Genomic DNA, 20,888 nt, shown 5'->3' on the forward strand with positions numbered 1-20,888 from the left:
ACGGAAGCCATGACCCAGCATCGCACCCCGGTCGTCACGGAGCTGCGGGTCGTCCCCATCGCGGGACACGACGCCATGCTGCTCAACCTCAGCGGTGCCCACGGCCCGTTCTTCACCCGAAACCTGGTGATCCTCAAGGACTCCGACGGACGCACCGGTGTCGGCGAAGTGCCCGGCGGCGGTCCGATCCAGCGCACGCTCGAGGACGCCCGCGCCATCGTCGAGGGCAGGCCCATCGGCGACTACCACGCGGTGCTGACCGACATCCGACGCGCGTTCGCCGACCGAGACGCCGGCGGCCGCGGCGCCCAGACGTTCGACCTGCGCGTCACCGTTCACGCCGTCACCGCCGTCGAGTCCGCCCTTCTCGACCTGCTCGGCCAGTACCTCGACGTGCCCGTCGCGGCCCTGCTCGGCGACGGCAAGCAGCGCGATCGCGTGCAGGCGCTCGGCTACCTCTTCTTCGTCGGCGACCGCACCAAGACCGACCTCGCCTACCGGTCTGGCGCCGACGAGGATCCTTCGGCCGACGAATGGTTCCGCATCCGCCACGACGAGGCGCTCACCCCCGAGGCCGTCGTCAGGCTCGCCGAGGCCGCCCGGGAGCGCTACGGATTCCGCGACTTCAAGCTCAAGGGCGGGGTGCTGCCCGCAGCCGACGAGGCCAAGGCCGTCATCGCGCTAGCCGATCGCTTCCCTGACGCGCGAATCACCTTGGATCCCAACGGTGGATGGCTGCTCGCCGATGCGATCACGACGTGCCGCGAACTGACCGGCGTCCTCGCGTACGCGGAGGACCCCGTCGGTCCCGAGGGCGGGTTCTCGGGACGCGAAGTGATGGCGGAGTTCAAGCGCGCCACGGGGCTGCCAACGGCCACCAACATGATCGCCACCGACTGGCGCGAACTGGGCCACGCGATCCGCGCCGGCGCCGTCGACATCCCGCTGGCCGATCCACACTTCTGGACGATGGCTGGCTCGGTGCGCGTGGCGCAGCTGTGCGATGCCTGGGGCCTGACGTGGGGGTCGCACTCCAACAATCACTTCGACGTGTCGCTGGCGATGTTCACCCACGTCGCGGCCGCCGCGCCGGGCGACGTCACCGCCATCGACACTCACTGGATATGGCAGGACGGGCAGCGCATCACCAAGCGGCCGTACCAGATCGTCGACGGCTACCTCGACGTTCCCGACGCGCCAGGCCTGGGGGTGGAACTCGACGAGGACGCCGTCGCGGCAGCGCACGAGCTCTACCTCGCCGAGGGGCTCGGCGTCCGCGACGACGCCGTCGCCATGCAATACCTGATCCCCGGTTGGACATTCGATTCCAAGCGCCCTGCGCTGCACCGGGCGTAGCGCCGTGCGGATCATCGTCACCGACGCCAACCTGCTGCCCCACCGCGAACGGTTCACCGCGGCGCTGCCCGCAGGCGTCGACGTGAAGTGGCGGGTCGGAGCCGGCCACGCGTCGTTGCTCGACGACCTCCGTGACGCCGAGGTCTACGTCGGGGGCCGGTTCACCGCCGACATGGCGGACGTCGCGGAGAAGCTGCGGCTGGTGCACGTCGTCGGCGCAGGCACCGACCGGGTCGACTTCACTGCCCTGCCCGAAGATGTGCTGGTGGCCAACACGTTTCACCATGAAGCCTCGATCGCCGAGTACGTGCTGGCGGCGGCGATCATGCTCACCCGCGACTTCCTCGGTCAGGACCGAGCGCTGCGCCGCGGCGTGTGGGCGACTTCGGTCTACGACGACTCGATCCCGCAACCGCGCACCACGCGCGGCGCCCGCGTCGGCTTCGTCGGGTTCGGCCACATCGGACAGTTCTCCTGGGACTTGCTGCGTGGCATCGGTTGCTCCGGTGCCGCGGTGACCGGTTCCGGGCGCGTCGACGCGGCAGCGCACCACCTGGCCTGGGCAGGCGACACGACGCGGCTGCAGGAGCTGTTGCGAGAATCCGACGTCGTCGTGGTGTCCGCCCCGCTGAGCGAGCAGACCACGGGCATGATCGGCGCGGCCGAGCTGCGGGCGCTCGGCCCGGACGGGGTGCTCGTCAACGTCGGCCGTGGGCCAATCGTCGACGAACGGGCGCTCTACGAAGCATTGCGTGATGGGGCCATCGGCGCCGCGGCGATCGACGTTTGGTACCGCTACCCGGCTGGGGGCGGCGAACCGGCTGCCCCCAGCGACTTCCCGTTCCACGAGTTGGCGAACGTCCTGATGACGCCGCACTCGTCGGGCGTGACGGCCGATACGTTCATCGGGCGTGCCCGCGACATCGCCGACAACATCGGCAGGCTGGCGCGTGGTGAGGCGCTGCGCAACGTCGTCGCGCGGTGATCGACGTAGCCCACCGTGGCCCGCCTGTTGCCTCCGCTATCGACGAAGTCAATTGACGCTGTCGGCAGCGTGTTCGCACCGCGCCGTCACTCGCGTTCCACGGAACATAGCCATAAGTCCGCTTATCGAGCTGAATCAGCACGTCACTGACGGTGCCGCAGTTTTCTGTCGTTAGCCACGGAACGCGTTCCGGAAAACTATTTAGTTTGCCAAATATTCGAGCACCTAAAAAACGCTCCAGACGTGCAAAAAAGACACCCGTCAGATAGCCTTTTCTGGCGCGACTAAACGGTATCTGACGGCCAAATATCAGGTCCAAAAGTCGAGCCTTGATCGCTGAATCCTGCGACCATGTGCACGGTCGAATCCGACCGAATCGTACGACGACTGGCTTGGTTTTGCTGCGCTCAGACGGCCGGCGAAACTGAATGACGACACCGACGAACCACGAGGTGACAACGCCGCATGACGCAGGAGCTCACCAGCGCCCCGCCCGCGAAGCCGGATCCAGAACAGCAGGTAGCCGCGGCCACCCGGCCCGCCCGCGTCCGCATCATCGGACTGGACGGCGTCCGAGGGATCTTGTGCCTGAGCATTGCGATCACCCACGTGACTGGCCACTATTCGCCGATCACCGCGGGCGTGTGGAAGACCAACCTCTTCGGCTTCTCACTCGTCTACTTCTTCGTGCTGAGCGGTTTTCTGCTGTCGTTGCCGTTCATCAAGAATGTGATCAAGGACCGCACGTCGTCGGTCATGCCAAATGTGACGGATTACACCGTCCATCGACTTGCCAGAATCATGCCTGCGTACCTCGTGATCTTCCTGATTTGCAACTACGCACTTCGTCTGGTTTACGTCGAGAATCCCGCATTGCAGCCCGTCGGTACGGACCAGGGCACCGGGATGATCACCAACCCCGGCCAACTACTTGCAAATTTGACGCTGACCCAGTCGTATTTCCCGGCTTACATTCAGACCGGAATCAATCCGTCGTGGTCGCTGACGCTCGAGTACGCGTTCTATGCGTCGTTGCCGCTGCTCTTTTTCGGTGTGTTCAAGTTGCGGAAGCGGGTCAACATCAACCCGTACCTGCTCGCGAGCCTGGTACCTGCCGCGCTAATGGTGCTCGGATTGGCGGGCCGCGCCCTCGTCCCGCTGGTCAACGCGCATGCGGGCACCACTGACTTCATGCTGCTCAACTGGGGTCCGAACTGGGCCGCCGTCTTCACGAAGAGCTTCCTGACCAACGCGGACAACTTCGCGCTCGGAATGGCCGCGGCGATCCTGTTCGTCGCCATCGAGCGCGGCGCACTGCCCGAGCGGGTGACCCGTCGCATCCGGCTGGTGAGCGTCCTCGCGATCCTGCCGGTGCTGCTGGCATCGGGGGTGCTGCTCATCGTCGCCGTTCAGTTCGTGACGGCCGGCGTCGGAGTCGTGGCGGCACTCATGGTCCTCGTCATCGTGGTTCCGCTGGCACAGCACCGGAAGTCGAGACTGGCGACCGCGCTGGACTTCAAGCCCATCCGGTTCGTCGGCGAGATCTCGCTGTCGGCCTACCTGTGGCACTTCCCGGTGTTGTTGCTGCTCGGACGGCTCGGGTGGATGGCGGGCGACACGCTGCCCGGCATGCTTGCGAACATCGTGCTCGTGCTGGCCGTGACGGTGCTGTTCGCCAGCATCACCTACTACCTCGTCGAGAAGCCCGCGATGAACTACGCCAAGCGCCTGCGGGCGCCCAAGGCCGTGGTGGCAGCCTGACCCTGCGTCCGACTTTGTACAGTGCGGTGCAATGGATCGGTATCGCTACTGCGTGATCGGGGCCGGAATCGTCGGGCTCTCGACGGCGCATCACCTGCTCTCGGCGCAGCCCGACTCCTCCGTCGTCGTCCTCGAAGGAGAGTCCGACGTCGCCGCCCACCAGACGGCGCACAACAGTGGCGTCATCCACTCGGGGATCTACTACGAGCCAGGCAGTCTCAAGGCGACGCTGTGCAAGGCGGGCGAGCGGGCGACCAAGGACTTCTGTACCGAGTACGGCATCGCGTACGAGGAGTGCGGGAAGCTCATCGTGGCGACCAACGCCGCCGAGGTCGATCGAATGGCCGGACTCCAACAGCGCGCCGAGCTCAACGGCATCACCTGCCGACCAGTGGACCGCGGTGAGCTCGGCGAGCTCGAACCCAACGTCGCAGGGCTGCAGGCGCTTCACCTTCCGGCCACCGGCATCGTCGACTACCGTTTGGTCGCCCGAAGACTCGCCGGGCTCGTCACCGCAGCGGGCGGCGAGCTGCGCACGGATTCGCGGGTCGTTGGCATCGTCGAGGGCGCGTCGGGGGTGACGGTCTCGACCGAGTCCGGATCGTTGCGCTGCGACCGGCTGGTGGTGTGTGCCGGGTTGCAGGCCGATCGGCTGGCCGAGATGGCGGGGCTGCGCGCCGACGTCCAGATCGTTCCGTTCCGTGGCGAGTACTTCCAATTGCCCTCTGGGCGAGCGGGTTTCGTCCGGCGGTTGATCTACCCGGTCCCCGATCCGGAGCTGCCCTTTCTCGGCGTGCACTTGAGCCCCACCATCGACGGGGCGATCACCGTCGGACCCAGTGCCGTGCTCGGGCTCGCCCGCGAGGGCTACCCGAAGTTCTCCTTCGACGTGCGCGACGCCGGTCGGATGGCCGCCTTTCCTGGACTGTGGCGGGTGGCGCGCGCCAACATCCGGACGGGGCTGCGCGAGATCCGAAATTCGTTGTCCAAGAGCAGCTATCTCCGCGAAGTACGCAAGTACGCACCCGCGCTCACTGCGGCCGACCTGCTGCCGCGGGAAGCGGGCATCCGAGCCCAAGCCGTGCGCCGGGACGGAACCTTGGTGCACGACTTCGTCATCGAGCGGACCGAGCGGATGGTCCACGTGCTCAACTCGCCGTCCCCGGCGGCGACGGCGGCGCTACCCATCGGGCGACGGATCGCCGACCTGGCGACCGGTCAGGACAGGGCGTCGTAGATCAGCCGGAAGTACCTGTCGGTGCGTTCGGAGCCCTCGATGCCCGCGCCCATCCGGTTCATCACGTAGGCGATCGTCGTTCGCCGGTCCGGGTTCATGGTCTCCCAGGAGCCGCCCCAGCCGCCCCAGAAGCAGATCTTCTCGTCGGGGACGTACGGGATGGACTCGTTGGGCAACCCGAAGCCCAGCCCCCATCGAATCGGATGCTGCGCGAGCACCAGATCGGGCCCCTCGCACTGCACCTCGAAGATCCGCTCGATGGTCTCCGGCCGGAGCAGTTGTACACCAGCGACGCTGCCGCCCAACGAGATTGACGAGAGGATCCTCGTCAACCCCCGGGCGTTGGTGTGACCGTTGGCCGCCCCGATGTCGGCGGCCCGCCAGCCGTCGGTGTTGGCCACCGTGGGGTCCGGCGCGGGACCGGTGAACGTCTTCAGCATCTGCTCGGTCCACTGATCCATCGGCGGCACGCCCTCCATCGGGTCCGCCGCGGGGATGATCTCCGCGATGCGGCCGGCATCCTCGGGTCGTGCGCCGATCTGGAAGTCCGCGCCGAGCGGTCCTGCGATCTCGTCGGCGACGAACTGCTTCAGCGTGGTTCCCGTGACGCGGCGAAGCACCTCACCGATGAGGTGCCCGTGGGTCAGCGCGTGATAGCCCGACGCGGTGCCCGGCTCCCACCACGGCGCCTGGGCTGCCAGCATGGCCGTCGACTTCTCCCAGTCGTAGATGTCCTCGACGACGACGGGCTGATCCCACCCGGACACCCCCGACGAGTGGGTGAGCAGATGCCGGAACTCGACCAGGTCCTTGCCGTTGGCGGCGAACTCCGGCCAGACCGTGGCGACCGGGGTGCCGGCCTCGATGAGCCCGCGGTCGATGAGCATCAACCCGGCGAGTGCCGTCACCGTCTTGGTGGACGACCACACGTTGACGATGGTGTCCGCGGTCCAGGGTTTCGTGCGCGCGGCGTCAGCGTGCCCGCCCCAGACATCGACGATGTTCTCTCCGTCGATGTCGATGGCGATGGCGGCGCCGACCTCCTCGCCGTCGGAAATGGCCTGGCCGAGCGCGTCGGCCACCTTGTCGAAACGGGCGTCCCAATGGCCCGCAAGCGCGTCGTTCACGCGCCCATCATGCGCCGGTCGACGCGGGGCCGGGTCGGCTATTGCGCAATGTCTGACTACGAGGTGGGCGTGGACCGCCGGTGCGGCGTGAGCTCGGCGTCGTCGATGAGTCCGACGGCAATGGTGGAGCAGATGTCGAAGAGCTGCGAAATCTGTTCTGGTTTCAGTCGGTCGACGACGAGCGCGCGCGCGACTGCGACATGCCCGGGTGCGGCGTCGACGAGCTGTCGATGGCCCTCTGCAGTGAGGTGTGCCTCGGTGAGCCTGCCGTCGGCTGGATGCGGTCGGCGCGTCACCCACCCGCGTTCTTCGAGTCGGGAAACCACGTGCGACAGTCGCGACATCGACCCGTTCGTCATCCCGGACAGCGTTTTCATCCCGATAGAGCGCGACGGCTGATCAGACAGTGCCGCCAGGACGTGGTAGTCGTACAGCCGCAGCTGCGCGTCCTTCCGCAGTTGGGCGTCGAGCCTCGCTGGCAGGACGAGCAACACGGCCATCAGCGCCTTCCACGCGTCGAGTTCTCGTGCACTGAGCCAATGCGGTTCACCAGTGTCCGCCATCCCGAGTACGGTACCGGCGATGAGTTGACGCTTCAAGTCACGGAGGTCTACGGTGAGTTGACACTTCAAGTCAAGGAGTGAAGGAAGGACCGTCATGAACGTGGTGTTGTGGATCGTGGCCGGCATACTCGCGGTGGCCATGCTCGGCGCAGGTTCGATGAAACTGGTGACGCCGAAGGAGGGCCTGGCGGCCAAGGGGATGACCCTCGATGACCTGCCTGCCGCGGCGATCAAGGGCATCGGCACCCTCGAGGTGCTCGGCGGCATCGGGCTCGTCGTACCCGCGCTGGTCAACATTGCGCCGGTGCTCGTTCCGATCGCGGCGGTCGGGGTGGCCATCGTGATGGCCGGAGCAGTCGTCTTTCATCTGCGCCGCAAGGAGCTCAAGGAATCAGTTCCGGCCCTGGTGCTGTTGATTCTGGCGCTGGTCGTCGCGTGGGGCCGGTTCGGCGCCTGGGCGTTCTGACGGATCAGCTGCTGGCGGTCCAGGCCGCCCGGATGTCACGAAGCCCCTCGGCCGTCAGCTTGCCGAACAGCCTGACCCGCGCCATGCCGCCATCGGGATGAATGTCCAACCGCGCCTGCGTGATCGGACGCTCGTCGTGCACGCGGAACCGGTGGCGCGTATCGGGTTGCAACTCGATGGTCGGCAGGAGCTCGAACCACTCGGCCGAGGGATCGCTGTCGTCGCGGCCGGACAGCCGCGCGGCACCTGGTGCGTTGCCGACGAAGTACGACGTGTCCAGTTCCACCGCGTCCAGCAATCCGTGACCGGCAAGATGCATCTGCACCCAGTCGTTTCCGGTGTCGCGCCGGCGCGACGTCTCCCAGCCCTCACCCATCGTCCTCGCCGTCCCAGGGAGCAGCAGATTGTTCGGGGAACCGTAGAACATGTTGGAACATGCGGTGATTCGGCCACCGTTTTCCATCGCCGCGAGGTCCAGCGTCATGTCCTCGGCGAAGTCCGGGTTCAGCAGCCCCTCGCCGTGTACGCGGAAGCGCGCGACGCCGCCGTCTGGGTAGATCGACAACCGGACGTGCGACCAGCGTTGAGATGAGTTGACCTTGAACGGGTTTCGGGTATCGCCGTTGACGCCGGTGCGCTCGACGATCGTCGTCCACGTGACCTTGTCGACGAGCTCCTCTGGCGTCGGGTAGCCCTCGACGTAGGCCGCCTCCACGGAGATCGTCGGGGGATAGTTGCCGGTGAACCACGCCGTGTCGACCACGACGCCGCGCACGAGGCCGGGCACGCCCAGCCGAACGATCGCCGAATCGTGGGAATCGCTCGTCGCCCCGCGCCGCCGCCGGGTTTCCCAGCCGTCGTACACCTGACCCTTGTGGCCGAACGTCGCAGGCCGGAACTCGGCGGGCGCGGGCTTGATCAGGTTCTCTTTCTCGGCGAACAGATCATCGTTGGCCCACAACACGGCGCCACCGGCCGGGCGGGCGGCGAGATCGGGTAACGACAAGAAGTGCGAATGCGCCCGGTTCGGCTCGGATGGGGTGCTCACTCAGTAGAGCCTAAGCGAGCAGGCGTGGCCTACCAGTTGTGGTAACCGCCTTCGGGTCCCAGCATGCGCTCGAGCCTGGTGCGGTTGATCTTGGCGAGCTCGTTGCGCAAGACCTTGCGCTCCATCTCGACGTCGTGGTGCATGCGGTCGGCGATCGCGGCCAGCACGTCGGTGGCGCACAGCCCCCCGACGTGCATCACGAAGGTAAAGCCGTACGTCTCTGCGTACCGTTGCGCGGCCTCACTGAGCTCGCCCATGACCGCCGGGTCGTCGTCCCAGATCGAGCACTGCTCGGCCGCGGACTTGGCGCTGCGCGGTCGGCGCCCGACGTGCGGGCACGTCTCGAGGATCTGGTCGACGGCGTCCTCGGACAGTGCAAACAGAAGCGTGTCAGCCCGGCGGAACAGCGCATCGTGGTCGACGTAGGCCCGCCCGCGCGCGAGGTCGCGCGCCAGCGTGTAACTGTTGGCGCACTCGTACAGCGCGTGTACTGCCTTGCGTTCGGACAACGCGTTGAACGCGTCGAGGCCGATCCCCTGGTGCATCAACACAGAAGCCATGATCGAAGGCTGAAGGGGCGAACGCGTTACCCCGTGTTACGACGGTAATAATTCCGCTTGCTTCTTCGCGCAAGCGCTCATCAGTCAGTGTCCGGAGGACTTGAACCGTTCCAGCGACCGCACTACCTCCGCCTCCGCTTCGGCCCGTCCGGTCCAGTCAGCGGCCTTCACGAACTTGCCCGGCTCCAGGTCCTTGTAGTGCACGAAGAAGTGCTTGATCGCGTCGAGCTCGAACGTCGAGACGTCGCCGATGTCCTGGATGTGGTCCCAGCGGGGATCACCGGCAGGAACGCACAGCACCTTGTCGTCGCCGCCCGCGTCGTCGGTCATCTGGAACATCGCAACCGGTCGGGCGTCGAGCGCCGCGCCCGGGAAGAGCGACTCCGGGAGCAGCACCAGGGCGTCCAGCGGATCGCCGTCCTCGCCGAGCGTGTTCTCGATGAAGCCGTAGTCGGCCGGATAGCCGAACGCCGTGTAGAGGTAGCGGTCGAGCTTGACCTTGCCCGTCTCGTGGTCCACCTCGTACTTGTTGCGTGAACCCTTCGGGATCTCGATGACGACCTCGAACTCCACCGCCGCGGCTCCTTCATGTCTCGTGCTCGTCGGGACGACGAACGCGGCTCCACCATAGACGAGCGATACGCTGGCCTATACGGGTTGCTCGGCAGCCCAATCCGGCGAACGTCCCAGGAGAGTCATGCGGCCCACGAGGTGGCGCCGGTCCACGCATGTGTTGATCGGCGTGGCGGTGTTGCTGGCCGTCGCCGCGGTAGTTGCCGTGGCCGCGTTCGTCACGTCCGGCGGGCCGTCCACCAGCGCCGCGGAGCCCATCGCACCGCAGCCCCCGCTCGCCACATCTGCGCCGGGCGTCGCCACGCTCGCGGCCACCGCGCCGAAGCCGACGCCGGACCGGCTGGCCGCCGTGCTCGCCCCGTTCGTCGCCGATCCAAACCTCGGGCTCCTCACCGGACGCATCACCGACGCGCTGACGGGTGCTCAGCTGTGGGCGCAGGGGGCGAACGTGCCGATGCAGCCCGCGTCGGTCAACAAGGTGCTGACCACGGCGGCGGCGCTGCTGACGCTCGACCGCGACGCGACGCTGGACACCACCGTGCTGACCGACCCGGACAACCCGGGGTTGGTGATCCTCAAGGGCGGCGGTGATCCCACGTTGTCCGCCGCGGCGCCCGGCAAGCCGACGTGGTACCGCGGCGCAGCGCGGATCAGCGATCTCGTGCAGCAGGTCCGCGACGCGGGCCTTGCCGTCACGTCGGTGAAGGTGGACGTCAGCGCCTATAGCGGCCCGACGATGGCGCCGGGCTGGGATCCGCTCGACATCAAGAACGGCGATATCGCGCCGATGGAGTCGGTGATGCTCGACGGCGGGCGCACCCAGCCGGTCAGCGTCGAATCGTGGCGGTCCGACACCCCGGCGCTCGACGCAGGCCGCGCGCTGGCGAGCGCGCTCGGCGTCGACCCGGCGACCGTGACACTGCTGCGGACTACGCCGGCCACCGCCAAGCAGGTCGCCGAGGTGCACTCGCCGCCTCTGATCGAGCGGTTGCGTCAGATGATGAACGAGTCCGACAACGTGATGGCCGAGTCGACCGGCCGGGAAGTCGCCGCGGCACTCGATCGTCCTCAGAGCTTCGACGGCGCGGTGCAGGCCGTGCTTGGCCAGTTGCGCAGCGCGGGCATCGATACGTCGGGGGCGACGCTGGTCGACTCCAGCGGACTGTCGGTCGACGATCGACTGACCGCCCTGACACTCGACGAGGTGGTCAACGTGGCCGCAGGCGACGACACTCCCAAACTTCGTCCTTTGGTGGACCTGCTGCCGATCGCCGGCGGCAGCGGCACCCTGTCCAATCGCTACCTCGACACCGACGCGGGCAAGGCCGCCGCGGGTTTCCTTCGCGCCAAGACGGGTTCATTGACTGGGACCAACGCCCTAGCCGGCATCGTCACCGATGCCAGCGGCCGGGTGTTGACGTTCTCGCTGATCTCGAACAACGCGGGTCCGACGGGGCGCACGTCGATCGACGCGCTGGCCGCCACCCTTCGCTCATGCGGATGCGGCACGTGAGCGCGGCCTCGACCCCGACCGTGGGGCGCACCGTCGACTGGGCGTTCGCCGCGACCGTCGGCACCAAACTCGTCCGTCCGGCCCCACCCGCCACCGACTACACCCGTGCACAGGCGATCGAGCAGCTCGCGGAATCGTCACGCAAGGCCGAACTTCCCGTCCGCGACGTCACGTTGCTCAACGAGGGCGCCGCGGTCGCCGAGGCCCGGGTCATCGACCGCGCCGAATGGGTACGCGCCGCAACCGAATCCATGCGCATCATGACGGGTGGCACGGCCGGGGAGTCCGGTGGCTTTCTCGCCGGTCGCGTCACCGGAGCCCAGACCGGGGCGGTGCTGGCGTTCGTCTCTTCGGGCATCCTCGGCCAGTACGACCCGTTCGCGACCAACGGCGGCGAGCTCCTGCTGGTCTATCCGAACGTCATCGCCGTCGAGCGGCAGCTACGGGTAGACCCCGCGGACTTTCGGCTGTGGGTGTGTCTGCACGAGGTCACCCACCGCGTCCAGTTCAAGGCCAACCCGTGGCTCGCCGACCACATGTCGAGCGCGCTTGCGGTGGTCACCGACGACGCCGACCAAGACGTCGCCGCGATGGTCGGACGGCTGAGCGAGCTCGTCCGGAGTCGGCGCAACGGTGTTGCGGCCGAACCGAATTCGGAGGGCATACTCGGCGTCATGCGAGCGATCCAGTCGGAGCCGCAGCGCAAGGCGCTCGACCAGCTGCTTGTGCTCGGCACGCTGCTGGAGGGCCACGCCGATCACGTGATGGACGCCGTCGGGCCCGCGGTGGTGCCATCGGTGGCCACGATCAGGCGCCGGTTCAACGAACGGCGCCAACGCAAGCAGCCGCCACTGCAGCGCGTCATCCGAGCGCTGCTCGGGTTCGACGCCAAGATGAACCAGTACACGCGCGGCAAGGCCTTCGTCGATCACGTCGTCACCAAGGTCGGCATGGCGAATTTCAACACCGTCTGGACCGGCCCCGAAACCCTTCCGCTTCCAACGGAAGTCGACGAACCGCAGCGATGGATCGACCGGGTTCTGTAGCGACCCTGCGCAAGGCGGTCGCCGACTTCGCCCGTACTCACCTGCCAGGCGAGGAACGCTGGTGCGTCGCGCTGTCCGGCGGTGCGGACTCGCTGGCGCTCGCGGCCGTCGCCGTCGGGGAGCGCCGCACGACCGCACTGATCGTCGACCACGGGCTGCAGGCCGACTCGGCCCGCGTCGCCGAAACCGCGCGTCGGCAAGCCCTTGACGTGGGATGCGTTGACGCTCAGGTGCTTTCCGTCGACGTCGGCTCGGACGGTGGCCCGGAGGCGGCTGCCCGCAATGCCCGCTACGCGGCGTTGGACGCCGCCCGCGATGGTGCGCCCGTGCTGCTTGCGCACACGTTGGACGACCAGGCCGAGACGGTGTTGCTCGGGCTCGGCCGCGGCTCCGGCCCCCGTTCGATCGCAGGCATGCGGGCACACGATCCGCCGTGGTGCCGACCGCTTCTCGGCGTGCGCAGGACGGCCACCCATGCCGGCTGCGCCGAACTTGGGCTGACGCCGTGGCATGACCCGCACAACGCCGACGCACGGTTCACGCGGGCGCGGCTGCGTCACGAAGTGTTGCCGCTGCTGGAGGACGTGCTTGGCGGCGGCGTGGCCGAAGCGCTGGCCCGCACCGCCGCCGCGCTGCGCGAGGACACCGACGCGCTCGACGACCAAGCCGCCCGCGCGCTTGGCGCCCTGCTGTCCGGCGGTGAACTGGAGGTCGCTGCGCTGGTGCCACTGCCCGCCGCCGTCCGACGCAGGATCATCCGCGGCTGGCTGCTCGATGGCGGCGCCAGCGGGCTCACCGACAAACAGCTGAGGGCCGTCGACGCACTGGTGACGACCTGGCGCGGGCAGGGCGGGGTCGCCGTCGCATCACCCATGCGAGATTGGCGCCTGTTCGCGGGACGTCGCGACGGCAGGCTAGTGCTGACACGCGAACCCGTCGCCTAGGGCCTCGCCTTGGTCGTGCCGCATTGGACATGGCACGCTGATGCCGTGCCTGCGCATTCCGCTGCCGAGCTCTACCCCGGCGACATCAAGTCGGTGCTGCTCTCCGAGGCAGAGGTGCAGGCTCGCGTCGCCGAACTCGGCGACCTGGTGGGCGTGCACTACCGCGACGCCGTCCAGGACCGCCAAGACCTCCTGCTCGTCACGGTGCTCAAGGGCGCCGTCATGTTCGTCACCGACCTGGCTCGGGCCATCCCCTTGCCCACCCAGTTGGAGTTCATGGCCGTCAGTTCGTACGGGTCGTCGACGTCGTCGTCCGGCGTCGTGCGCATCCTCAAGGACCTCGACCGCGACATCAACGACCGCGACGTGCTGATCGTCGAGGACATCGTCGACTCCGGGCTCACGCTGAAGTGGTTGCTCCGCAACCTCGCCACCCGCCATCCGCGGTCGCTGAAGGTGTGCACGCTGCTGCGCAAGCCCGACGCCGTCCGCGTCGATCTCGACATCGACTTCATCGGGTTCGACATCCCCAACGAGTTCGTCGTCGGCTACGGCCTCGACTATGCGGAGCGCTACCGCGACCTGCCCTACATCGGCACCCTCGACCCGAAGGTGTACGAAGAGTCCTGACGGGTCAGGGTCAGTTCGTCAGCCGAGCTCCCACACCACCGTCACCGAGAACCCGACGGTCTGCTGGCCCGGCTCCATCGGCACGGCGGCCTCGGCCATGGCGTCGAACCGCGGCATCGGCGTGGGTGGTGGGACCGTTGCGCCCGCCTCGGTGATCGAGATGACCTTGCCGAGATCCATGCCGGACAACTGGGCGTACTGCGCAGCGCGGTCCTTGGCGTCGTTGAAGGCGCGGCTGCGGGCGTCCTTGACCAGCTGCGAATCGTCCTCGATCGAGAAGTTCACCGAGTTGATCCTGGTGGCGTTGCCCCCGGCGGTCTGAATGGCGGTGATCGTCGGCGACGCGGCGTCGATCTTGCGGATCTTGACCGCGATCGAGTTACTCGCCTGGTAGCCGGTGATGACTGAGTTGTCGCCGTACTGGGGCGCCAAGTTGACCTGAGTGGTGCTGACGTCCTTGCGGTCGATGCCCTGCTGCACCACCGCGTCGATCACCGCGGACATGCGCTCGTTGGTCTGGTTCAGCGCCGAGGTGGCGTCGGACGCGATGGACTCGATGGCCGCGTTGACGGTGACCGTGTCGGGCGTGCCCTGCACCTTGCCCGAGCCGACGACGGTGACCTGGCGGACGCTGTTGGCGTCGCCGGTCGGGGCGGGTGTGGACGACGCGTCACACGCCGCGAGGCCCGCCACGGTCAGTCCCGCGGCGGCGAGCACGAGGAGTCGGGTCGGCATCTTCGCCCACGCTCTATTCGACATACAGGCACCCTACAGAGAGCCGAGGAACTCGAGCAGGGCCGCGTTGACGTCGTCGGGACGTTCCTCGAGCAGCCAGTGCCCGCCGTCGATCATCACCTCCCGGTAGTCGCCGACGACGACTTCGCGCGCGCGGTCGCGCGGTGTGTAGGCCAGCGTCGGGTCCGCCGACCCGCCGATGAACAGCGCAGGCGCGGTGATCGCGGACGCCGCGGGCGCGGCCGTCAGCTCCCAGTTGCGGTCGAAGCATCGATACCAGTTCAGCGGACCGGTGAATCCGTTGACGGTGAATTCCGTTACGTAGTGGTCGAATTCATCCTGCTCCAGCCACGGCGGAATACTGCCGGGCTCGGCGATCCGGTCGAGGAAGCCCTGCGGATCCGGGTTGAGCGAAGGTACCGACAGGTCGGCCGCCATGATGCGACGCATCGTGGTCGTGACGTCGGCGGACAACTCCGCGTCGGCGGGCCCCGGCTCCTGGAAGTACAGGATGTAGAAGAAGTTGTCCCCGAACATCCGCCGGAACGCCTCGGTGGTCGGAATGCGCGGCCGCGGCACCGGCGGGAAGCTGATGCCGACGACTCCGGAGAAGCGGTCGGGATGCAGCAGCGGCGCGCCCCATGCCACGACGCCGCCGAAGTCGTGGCCCACGATCACGGCGCGCTCAGCGCCGACGTCGTCGAGCAGTCCGACCACGTCGGCCGACAGGTCCACCACGGTGTAGGCCCCGACGGCGTCGGGCTTCGACGAGGCTCCGTAGCCGCGCTGGTCGGGGGCAAGGACGTGGTAGCCCGCGTCGGCCAGGGCCGGAATCTGGTGGCGCCACGTGTAGGCGAGTTCGGGGAAGCCGTGCGCGAGCACCACGACGGGTGCCCCGCGTTCGCCCGCTTCGATGACGCGCAACCGCACGCCGTTGGTGTCGACGAAGCGCTCGGTCGGATTGCCCACGGGCTCAGCCAAGCACAGCGCGGCACCTCGGCGAACGCACCGTCGGGAACTATCGAACGTTGGTCTAGCGGTAACCTGAACTAACCAGCTGCGCAGATCGGAAGGGAGCTGGCCCGCCGAGGCCAATGCTCAGAATGAATCGAAAGAACGTCGTCCGCACCCTCATCGCCGTCGCGGTCGTTTTGCTGCTCGGTTATTTCCTCTTCTACCTCGGTGACGACACCCGCGACTACGCGCCCGTCGACACGTCCGTGGCGGTATCCCAGATCAACTCCGACAACGTCAACAGCGCCCAGCTCGACGACCGGGAACAGCGGCTGCGGCTGGACCTGAAGAACGGCAACGGCGGCACCGAGGGCAAGACCCGGATCATCACCAACTACCCGACCGGGTACGGCGTAGACCTGTTCAACGCGCTGACCGCGAAGAACGTCAAGATCAACACGGTGGTCAACCAGGGCAGCGCCATCACCTCGTGGCTCATGATGCTGCTGCCGGTGTTGCTGCTCGTCGGCCTGTTCGTCATGTTCTCCCGCATGCAGAGTGGCGGGCGGATGGGCTTCGGCTTCGGCAAGTCGAAGGCCAAGCAGCTCAACAAGGACTTGCCCAAGACCACCTTCGCGGACGTGGCGGGCGTCGACGAGGCCGTCGAAGAGCTGTACGAGATCAAGGACTTCCTGCAGAACCCCTCGCGGTATCAGGCACTCGGCGCCAAGATCCCCAAGGGCGTGCTGCTCTACGGACCGCCCGGCACCGGCAAGACCCTGCTGGCCCGCGCCGTGGCCGGCGAGGCCGGAGTTCCGTTCTTCACGATCTCGGGTTCGGACTTCGTCGAGATGTTCGTCGGTGTCGGCGCATCGCGCGTCCGGGACATGTTCGAGCAGGCCAAGCAGAACAGTCCCTGCATCATCTTCGTCGACGAGATCGACGCCGTCGGTCGCCAACGTGGCGCTGGGCTTGGCGGCGGGCACGACGAGCGCGAGCAGACGCTGAACCAGCTGCTCGTCGAGATGGACGGGTTCGGCGAACGCCAGGGCGTCATCCTCATCGCGGCCACCAACCGACCCGACATCCTGGACCCGGCGCTGCTTCGGCCCGGCCGCTTCGACCGTCAGATTCCGGTGTCCAATCCCGACATCGCGGGCCGTCGTGCGGTGCTGCGGGTGCACTCGCAGGGCAAGCCCATCGCACCCGACGCGGACCTCGACGGGTTGGCCAAGCGCACCGTCGGCATGTCGGGCGCCGACTTGGCCAACGTCATCAACGAAGCTGCCCTGCTGACCGCTCGCGAGAACGGCACCGTCATCAGTGGAGCCGCACTCGAGGAGGCCGTGGACCGGGTGGTCGGTGGACCGCGCCGCAAGGGCCGCATCATCAGCGAGCACGAGAAGAAGATCACCGCCTATCACGAGGGTGGTCACACTCTGGCGGCGTGGGCGATGCCCGACATCGAACCCATCTACAAGGTCACGATTCTGGCGCGCGGCCGCACCGGTGGCCATGCGGTGGCGGTGCCCGAGGACGACAAGGGTCTGATGACCCGGTCGGAGATGATCGCGCGGCTGGTCTTCGCGATGGGCGGGCGCGCCGCCGAGGAGTTGGTGTTCCGCGAGCCAACCACGGGTGCTGTGTCCGATATTGACCAGGCCACCAAGATCGCCAGGGCGATGGTCACCGAATACGGCATGAGCTCCAAGCTGGGCGCCGTCAAGTACGGAACCGAACACGGTGATCCGTTCCTCGGCCGCACCATGGGCACGCAGCCCGACTACTCGCACGAGGTCGCTCAGATCATCGACGACGAGGTGCGCAAGCTCATCGAGGCAGCGCACACCGAGGCGTGGGACATTCTGACCGAGTACCGCGACGTGCTCGACATTCTGGCCGGCGAACTGTTGGAAAAGGAGACGCTGCACCGCGTCGAGCTCGCCGAGATCTTCGCCGACGTCAAGAAGCGCCCGCGGTTGACGATGTTCGACGACTTCGGCGGACGCGTGCCGTCCGACAAACCGCCGATCAAGACACCGGGTGAGCTCGCGATCGAACGGGGCGAGCCATGGCCTCCGCCCGTCAAGGAGCCTGCCTTCAAGCTCGCCATCGCCGAGGCTTCCAAGGCCGCACAGGTCGAGGCGCTGCAGAACGGCACCAACGGGTCCGCCAACGGAGCCAACGGAACTCCCGTCAACGGGACGTCGACGGTGCCCGGAAACGGCGCGAACCCGAACGGTTCCACGCAACCCGACTACGGCGCGCCTGCCGGCTGGCACGCACCGGGGTGGCCGCCTCCGCCGCCCGGTCAGTACCCGCCGCAGCCGCCCCAGCAGCAGGGCCACTACGCCCAGTACCCACCGCAGGGCGGCGGGTATCCGCCGCCGTACGGCTGGGCGCCGCCACCGCAACCGCAACCGGGCCACTACCCGCCCTATCAGACCTATCCCCAGCCAGGGGCGCCCGTTCCGCAGGGTGGTGCACCAGCGCCGACCCCGCACGACGAAAAGGGCCACGACGACCGGCCCGACGCGCCACCGCCTGGCTGACGAGAACGGAGTCCCAATTAGATGACGCGGCAGCTTGATTCGGCCACGTTCACCCCTTCTGCGTTCGACCAACCTCGGGCCGAAGCTGCGGTGCGTGAGTTGCTGATCGCCATCGGGGAGAACCCGGAGCGGCACGGCCTGGTCGACACTCCGTCGCGGGTCGCGCGGGCGTACCAGGAGATGTTCGCCGGGCTCTACACCAATCCAGACGACGTGCTCAACACCACGTTCGATGAGCAGCACGACGAACTGGTGCTGGTCAAGGACATCCCGATGTACTCGACCTGCGAGCACCACTTGGTGGCGTTTCACGGTGTCGCGCACGTGGGCTACATCCCCGGCGTGGACGGCCGGATCACGGGGCTGTCCAAGCTCGCCCGGGTGGTGGACCTGTACGCCAAACGGCCGCAGGTGCAGGAGCGGCTGACCGGTCAAATCGCCGACGCGATGATGCGCAAGCTCGACCCCCGCGGCGTCATCGTCGTCATCGAGGCCGAACACCTCTGCATGGCGATGCGCGGCATCCGCAAGCCCGGTGCCGTCACGACCACGTCGGCGGTGCGCGGACAGTTCAAGACCGACAAGGCATCGCGGTCCGAGGCGCTGGATCTGATCCTGCGCAAGTGAACCAACCCAGCCCCATGCCCCCTCCCGCGAGGCGCACGCAGGTGATGGGGGTCGTCAACGTCACCGACGACTCCTTCTCCGACGGGGGGCTGTTCCTCGACGCCGACCGCGCCGTCGAACACGGGCTCGCGCTGGCAGCCGATGGCGCCGACGTCATCGACGTCGGCGGCGAATCGACCCGTCCCGGCGCCGTCAGAATCGACGCGGGCATCGAGACCGGCCGTGTCCGACCCGTCGTCAAAGCCCTTGCCGCTCAAGGACTCCTGGTGAGCATCGACACGATGCACGCCAAGGTCGCGCACGCGGCGCTGGAGCACGGCGCCAGGATCGTCAACGACGTGTCGGGCGGGCGAGCCGATCCGGACATGGCGCGCGTGGTCGCCGACGCGGGCGTGCCGTGGGTGCTGATGCATTGGCGTTCGGTCGGCGCGGACCGTCCGCACGAGGTGCCCGCATACGCCGACGTGGTCGCCGACGTGCGCGCCGAACTTCTGGCCAGCGTCGACGCCGCGGTGTCGGCGGGGGTCGACCCGGCCAAGCTGGTCATCGACCCGGGGCTCGGGTTCGCCAAGTCGGCCGCACACAACTGGGCGCTGCTGCACGCGCTGCCCGAGTTGGTCGCCACCGGCATCCCGGTGTTGGTCGGCGCTTCGCGCAAGCGGTTCCTCGGTGCCCTGCTCGCGGATTCCGATGGTGCGCCGCGGCCACCGGACGGCCGGGAGACGGCCACCGCGGTGGTCTCGGCCCTCGCCGCGCTGGGCGGCGCATGGGGGGTGCGGGTGCACGACGTCCGCGCGTCGGTGGACGCGCTGAAGGTGGTCGAGGCGTGGGAGTTATCGGGTGGCTGATCGAATCGAACTACGCGGCTTGACCGTTCGCGGCCACCACGGGGTCTTCGACCACGAACGCTGGGATGGTCAGGACTTCGTCGTCGACGTGACGGTGTGGATGGACCTCGCCGCCGCCGCGGCCAGCGACGACCTCGCCGACACGCTGGACTATGGCGCGCTGGCGCAACGGGCAGCCGACGTCGTCGCGGGACCGCCGCGCAACCTCATCGAGACGGTGGCCGCCGAGCTCGCCGAGAGCGTGATGACGGACGAGCGCGTGCATGCCGTTGAGGTGGTGCTGCACAAGCCCAACGCGCCAATTCCCTTGACGTTCAACGACGTCGCGGTGGTGGCTCGTCGGTCCAGGCGCGGCAAATGACGACGGTGGTGCTATCGATCGGGTCCAACATGGGGGACCGGCTGGCTCACCTTCAATCGGTGATCGACGGACTCGGCCCGGCGGTGCTTGCGGTATCGCCCGTGTACGAGACGGACCCGTGGGGTGGTGTCGACCAGAGTCCGTTCCTCAACGCCGTGCTGGTGGCGCAGGATCCCGAACTGGACGCGCGCGGCTGGCTGCATCGCGGCCAAGAGTTCGAGCGCGCTGCTGAGCGAGTGCGCGAAGAACATTGGGGGCCAAGGACACTCGACGTCGACGTGATCTCCTGTCGCAACGGCGCCGCTGACGAGATGAGCCGCGACGACGAGCTGACGGTGCCGCACCCGCATGCGCACGAGCGGGCGTTCGTGCTGATTCCGTGGTTGGCGGTGGATCCCGCCGCGACCCTGATGGTCGGCGGCGATCCCCGTCCGATCACGGCGCTGCTCGCCGACCTCGATCCCGGGGAGCGCGACGGCGTCCGGCTCACCGATCTGGTGTTGGCGACCTGATGGGGCCGACGCGCAAGAGGGATCTCGTCGCCGCGATCGTCGTGGTGGCGGTCGTCAGCTATGCCCTGGCGTACGGCCTGTACTTCGCCTCGTTCCCGCCGATCACGATGTGGACTGGGCTGTCGCTGTTGGTGGTCGCCGCAGCGGAGGCCGGCTGGGCATTCTTCGTCCGGTCGAAGATCAGCGAAGGTGAGATCGGAGTCGGCGCCGGTCGGTTGCATCCGCTGGCGGTGGCGCGCTCGGTCGTGGTCGCCAAGGCATCGGCCTGGGTGGGTGCGGTGGCGCTCGGGTGGTGGGTCGGTGTGCTCGCATTCCTGCTTCCGCGCCGCGGCACGTATCGCGTCGCGGGCGAGGACACCCCGGGTGCGGTCGTGGCCGCGATCAGTGCGCTGGCATTGGTAGTCGCGGCGCTGTGGCTTCAGCATTGCTGCAAGTCGCCGGAGGAGCCGCCGGACAGCGCCGACGGCGTCCCGGAGTAGCTGATGCCATA

The 20,888-nt window shown here is 67.8% G+C and carries 22 protein-coding genes; 15 read left to right on the forward strand and 7 right to left on the reverse strand.

Translation table 11 applies throughout. The annotated features are described in order from the left end of the window. The first annotated feature begins 9 nt into the window (after window positions 1-9). From SLQ33_RS15815 to lhgO, 4 genes are all read left to right on the forward strand, one after another. Window positions 10-1,356: an enolase C-terminal domain-like protein gene (locus tag SLQ33_RS15815; protein ID WP_319454817.1), complete on the forward strand. Its 1,347-nt coding sequence runs from the start codon at window positions 10-12 to the stop codon at window positions 1,354-1,356. Window positions 1,357-1,360: 4 nt separating this feature from the next. Further along, window positions 1,361-2,341, forward strand: a complete 981-nt coding sequence (locus tag SLQ33_RS15820; protein ID WP_319454818.1) for a 2-hydroxyacid dehydrogenase — start codon at window positions 1,361-1,363, stop codon at window positions 2,339-2,341. 465 nt (window positions 2,342-2,806) lie between these two features. Continuing rightward, on the forward strand, window positions 2,807-4,102 hold the full coding sequence (locus tag SLQ33_RS15825) for an acyltransferase (protein ID WP_319454819.1): 1,296 nt from the start codon (window positions 2,807-2,809) through the stop codon (window positions 4,100-4,102). A gap of 31 nt (window positions 4,103-4,133) precedes the next feature. Next, window positions 4,134-5,339 carry an L-2-hydroxyglutarate oxidase gene (gene lhgO / locus SLQ33_RS15830; RefSeq protein WP_319454820.1) on the forward strand — a complete coding sequence of 402 codons (1,206 nt, stop codon included), beginning with the start codon at window positions 4,134-4,136 and terminating at the stop codon, window positions 5,337-5,339. Here lhgO and SLQ33_RS15835 read toward each other — a convergent pair. After that, window positions 5,321-6,466 carry a serine hydrolase domain-containing protein gene (locus tag SLQ33_RS15835; RefSeq protein ID WP_319454821.1) on the reverse strand — a complete coding sequence of 382 codons (1,146 nt, stop codon included), beginning with the start codon at window positions 6,464-6,466 and terminating at the stop codon, window positions 5,321-5,323. The two genes, lhgO and SLQ33_RS15835, sit on opposite strands and share 19 nt — an antisense overlap. Before the next feature lie 56 nt (window positions 6,467-6,522). Continuing rightward, window positions 6,523-7,029 (reverse strand): MarR family winged helix-turn-helix transcriptional regulator, encoded by a 507-nt coding sequence (locus SLQ33_RS15840; RefSeq protein WP_319454822.1) that lies wholly within the window; start codon window positions 7,027-7,029, stop codon window positions 6,523-6,525. Window positions 7,030-7,123: 94 nt separating this feature from the next. On the opposite strand from SLQ33_RS15840, the gene SLQ33_RS15845 reads away from it, so the two are divergent. Continuing rightward, complete coding sequence (locus SLQ33_RS15845) at window positions 7,124-7,495, forward strand: DoxX family protein (protein ID WP_319454823.1); 372 nt, start codon at window positions 7,124-7,126, stop codon at window positions 7,493-7,495. A gap of 4 nt (window positions 7,496-7,499) precedes the next feature. Here the strand turns inward: SLQ33_RS15845 and alc are convergent, their stop codons facing one another. From alc to SLQ33_RS15860, 3 genes are all read right to left on the reverse strand, one after another. Further along, a complete protein-coding gene (gene alc, locus SLQ33_RS15850; protein ID WP_319454824.1) occupies window positions 7,500-8,543 on the reverse strand; it encodes an allantoicase in 1,044 nt (347 codons plus the stop codon). Window positions 8,544-8,572: 29 nt separating this feature from the next. Then, window positions 8,573-9,103 (reverse strand): 2-oxo-4-hydroxy-4-carboxy-5-ureidoimidazoline decarboxylase, encoded by a 531-nt coding sequence (locus SLQ33_RS15855; RefSeq protein WP_319454825.1) that lies wholly within the window; start codon window positions 9,101-9,103, stop codon window positions 8,573-8,575. Window positions 9,104-9,187: 84 nt separating this feature from the next. After that, complete coding sequence (locus SLQ33_RS15860) at window positions 9,188-9,676, reverse strand: inorganic diphosphatase (RefSeq protein ID WP_319454826.1); 489 nt, start codon at window positions 9,674-9,676, stop codon at window positions 9,188-9,190. 124 nt (window positions 9,677-9,800) lie between these two features. Between SLQ33_RS15860 and dacB the strand changes: the two genes are divergently transcribed. Genes dacB through hpt form a run of 4 tightly spaced genes read left to right on the forward strand, consistent with a single transcriptional unit; the run spans window position 9,801 to window position 13,809 of the window. Next, window positions 9,801-11,189, forward strand: coding sequence for a D-alanyl-D-alanine carboxypeptidase/D-alanyl-D-alanine-endopeptidase (gene dacB, locus SLQ33_RS15865; protein WP_319454827.1), 1,389 nt, complete (start codon window positions 9,801-9,803; stop codon window positions 11,187-11,189). Next, the gene (locus tag SLQ33_RS15870) at window positions 11,177-12,235 is read left to right on the forward strand and encodes a zinc-dependent metalloprotease (protein WP_413467718.1); all 1,059 of its coding nucleotides are present in this window, start codon (window positions 11,177-11,179) and stop codon (window positions 12,233-12,235) included. Before dacB ends, SLQ33_RS15870 begins: the two co-directional genes overlap by 13 nt. Next, window positions 12,214-13,179 (forward strand): tRNA lysidine(34) synthetase TilS, encoded by a 966-nt coding sequence (tilS, locus tag SLQ33_RS15875; protein WP_319454829.1) that lies wholly within the window; start codon window positions 12,214-12,216, stop codon window positions 13,177-13,179. The genes SLQ33_RS15870 and tilS overlap by 22 nt, the downstream gene beginning before the upstream one ends. 45 nt (window positions 13,180-13,224) lie before the next feature. Beyond that, window positions 13,225-13,809, forward strand: a complete 585-nt coding sequence (hpt, locus tag SLQ33_RS15880; RefSeq protein ID WP_319454830.1) for a hypoxanthine phosphoribosyltransferase — start codon at window positions 13,225-13,227, stop codon at window positions 13,807-13,809. Between the two features lie 18 nt (window positions 13,810-13,827). On the opposite strand, the gene SLQ33_RS15885 is transcribed toward hpt, so the two are convergent. Continuing rightward, window positions 13,828-14,568, reverse strand: a complete 741-nt coding sequence (locus tag SLQ33_RS15885) for an SIMPL domain-containing protein (RefSeq protein ID WP_319454831.1) — start codon at window positions 14,566-14,568, stop codon at window positions 13,828-13,830. Between the two features lie 9 nt (window positions 14,569-14,577). Beyond that, window positions 14,578-15,513, reverse strand: a complete 936-nt coding sequence (locus SLQ33_RS15890) for an alpha/beta hydrolase (RefSeq protein ID WP_319455153.1) — start codon at window positions 15,511-15,513, stop codon at window positions 14,578-14,580. Window positions 15,514-15,647: 134 nt separating this feature from the next. On the opposite strand from SLQ33_RS15890, the gene ftsH reads away from it, so the two are divergent. The 6 genes from ftsH to SLQ33_RS15920 are packed head-to-tail and all read left to right on the forward strand — an operon-like array spanning window position 15,648 to window position 20,877. Continuing rightward, on the forward strand, window positions 15,648-18,050 hold the full coding sequence (gene ftsH / locus SLQ33_RS15895) for an ATP-dependent zinc metalloprotease FtsH (RefSeq protein ID WP_319454832.1): 2,403 nt from the start codon (window positions 15,648-15,650) through the stop codon (window positions 18,048-18,050). Between the two features lie 21 nt (window positions 18,051-18,071). Then, a complete protein-coding gene (folE, locus tag SLQ33_RS15900) occupies window positions 18,072-18,677 on the forward strand; it encodes a GTP cyclohydrolase I FolE (RefSeq protein WP_319454833.1) in 606 nt (201 codons plus the stop codon). A 14-nt stretch (window positions 18,678-18,691) separates the two neighbouring features. Then, on the forward strand, window positions 18,692-19,525 hold the full coding sequence (gene folP / locus SLQ33_RS15905; RefSeq protein WP_319455154.1) for a dihydropteroate synthase: 834 nt from the start codon (window positions 18,692-18,694) through the stop codon (window positions 19,523-19,525). Further along, on the forward strand, window positions 19,518-19,886 hold the full coding sequence (gene folB / locus SLQ33_RS15910; protein ID WP_319454834.1) for a dihydroneopterin aldolase: 369 nt from the start codon (window positions 19,518-19,520) through the stop codon (window positions 19,884-19,886). The genes folP and folB overlap by 8 nt, the downstream gene beginning before the upstream one ends. After that, window positions 19,883-20,398, forward strand: coding sequence for a 2-amino-4-hydroxy-6-hydroxymethyldihydropteridine diphosphokinase (gene folK, locus SLQ33_RS15915; RefSeq protein WP_319454835.1), 516 nt, complete (start codon window positions 19,883-19,885; stop codon window positions 20,396-20,398). The genes folB and folK overlap by 4 nt, the downstream gene beginning before the upstream one ends. After that, on the forward strand, window positions 20,398-20,877 hold the full coding sequence (locus SLQ33_RS15920) for a DUF3180 domain-containing protein (protein ID WP_319454836.1): 480 nt from the start codon (window positions 20,398-20,400) through the stop codon (window positions 20,875-20,877). Before folK ends, SLQ33_RS15920 begins: the two co-directional genes overlap by 1 nt. Window positions 20,878-20,888: the final 11 nt, after the last annotated feature.

This window comes from Mycobacterium sp. RTGN6 (assembly GCF_033804605.1).
Classification (GTDB): Bacteria; Actinomycetota; Actinomycetes; order Mycobacteriales; family Mycobacteriaceae; genus Mycobacterium.

Excerpts from the sequence above, each read along its gene's own strand:
- SLQ33_RS15840 (WP_319454822.1), bottom strand. The coding sequence starts at position 7,029 with ATGGCGGACACTGGTGAACCGCATTGGCTCAGTGCACGAGAACTCGAC.
- folE (WP_319454833.1), top strand. The coding sequence starts at position 18,072 with ATGACGCGGCAGCTTGATTCGGCCACGTTCACCCCTTCTGCGTTCGAC.
- SLQ33_RS15920 (WP_319454836.1), top strand. The coding sequence starts at position 20,398 with ATGGGGCCGACGCGCAAGAGGGATCTCGTCGCCGCGATCGTCGTGGTG.
- ftsH (WP_319454832.1), top strand. The coding sequence starts at position 15,648 with ATGAATCGAAAGAACGTCGTCCGCACCCTCATCGCCGTCGCGGTCGTT.
- SLQ33_RS15855 (WP_319454825.1), bottom strand. The coding sequence starts at position 9,103 with ATGGCTTCTGTGTTGATGCACCAGGGGATCGGCCTCGACGCGTTCAAC.
- SLQ33_RS15825 (WP_319454819.1), top strand. The coding sequence starts at position 2,807 with ATGACGCAGGAGCTCACCAGCGCCCCGCCCGCGAAGCCGGATCCAGAA.
- SLQ33_RS15885 (WP_319454831.1), bottom strand. The coding sequence starts at position 14,568 with ATGTCGAATAGAGCGTGGGCGAAGATGCCGACCCGACTCCTCGTGCTC.
- folP (WP_319455154.1), top strand. The coding sequence starts at position 18,692 with ATGCCCCCTCCCGCGAGGCGCACGCAGGTGATGGGGGTCGTCAACGTC.
- SLQ33_RS15870 (WP_413467718.1), top strand. The coding sequence starts at position 11,177 with ATGCGGCACGTGAGCGCGGCCTCGACCCCGACCGTGGGGCGCACCGTC.
- SLQ33_RS15845 (WP_319454823.1), top strand. The coding sequence starts at position 7,124 with ATGAACGTGGTGTTGTGGATCGTGGCCGGCATACTCGCGGTGGCCATG.
- SLQ33_RS15815 (WP_319454817.1), top strand. The coding sequence starts at position 10 with ATGACCCAGCATCGCACCCCGGTCGTCACGGAGCTGCGGGTCGTCCCC.
- tilS (WP_319454829.1), top strand. The coding sequence starts at position 12,214 with ATGGATCGACCGGGTTCTGTAGCGACCCTGCGCAAGGCGGTCGCCGAC.
- dacB (WP_319454827.1), top strand. The coding sequence starts at position 9,801 with ATGCGGCCCACGAGGTGGCGCCGGTCCACGCATGTGTTGATCGGCGTG.
- lhgO (WP_319454820.1), top strand. The coding sequence starts at position 4,134 with ATGGATCGGTATCGCTACTGCGTGATCGGGGCCGGAATCGTCGGGCTC.
- folK (WP_319454835.1), top strand. The coding sequence starts at position 19,883 with ATGACGACGGTGGTGCTATCGATCGGGTCCAACATGGGGGACCGGCTG.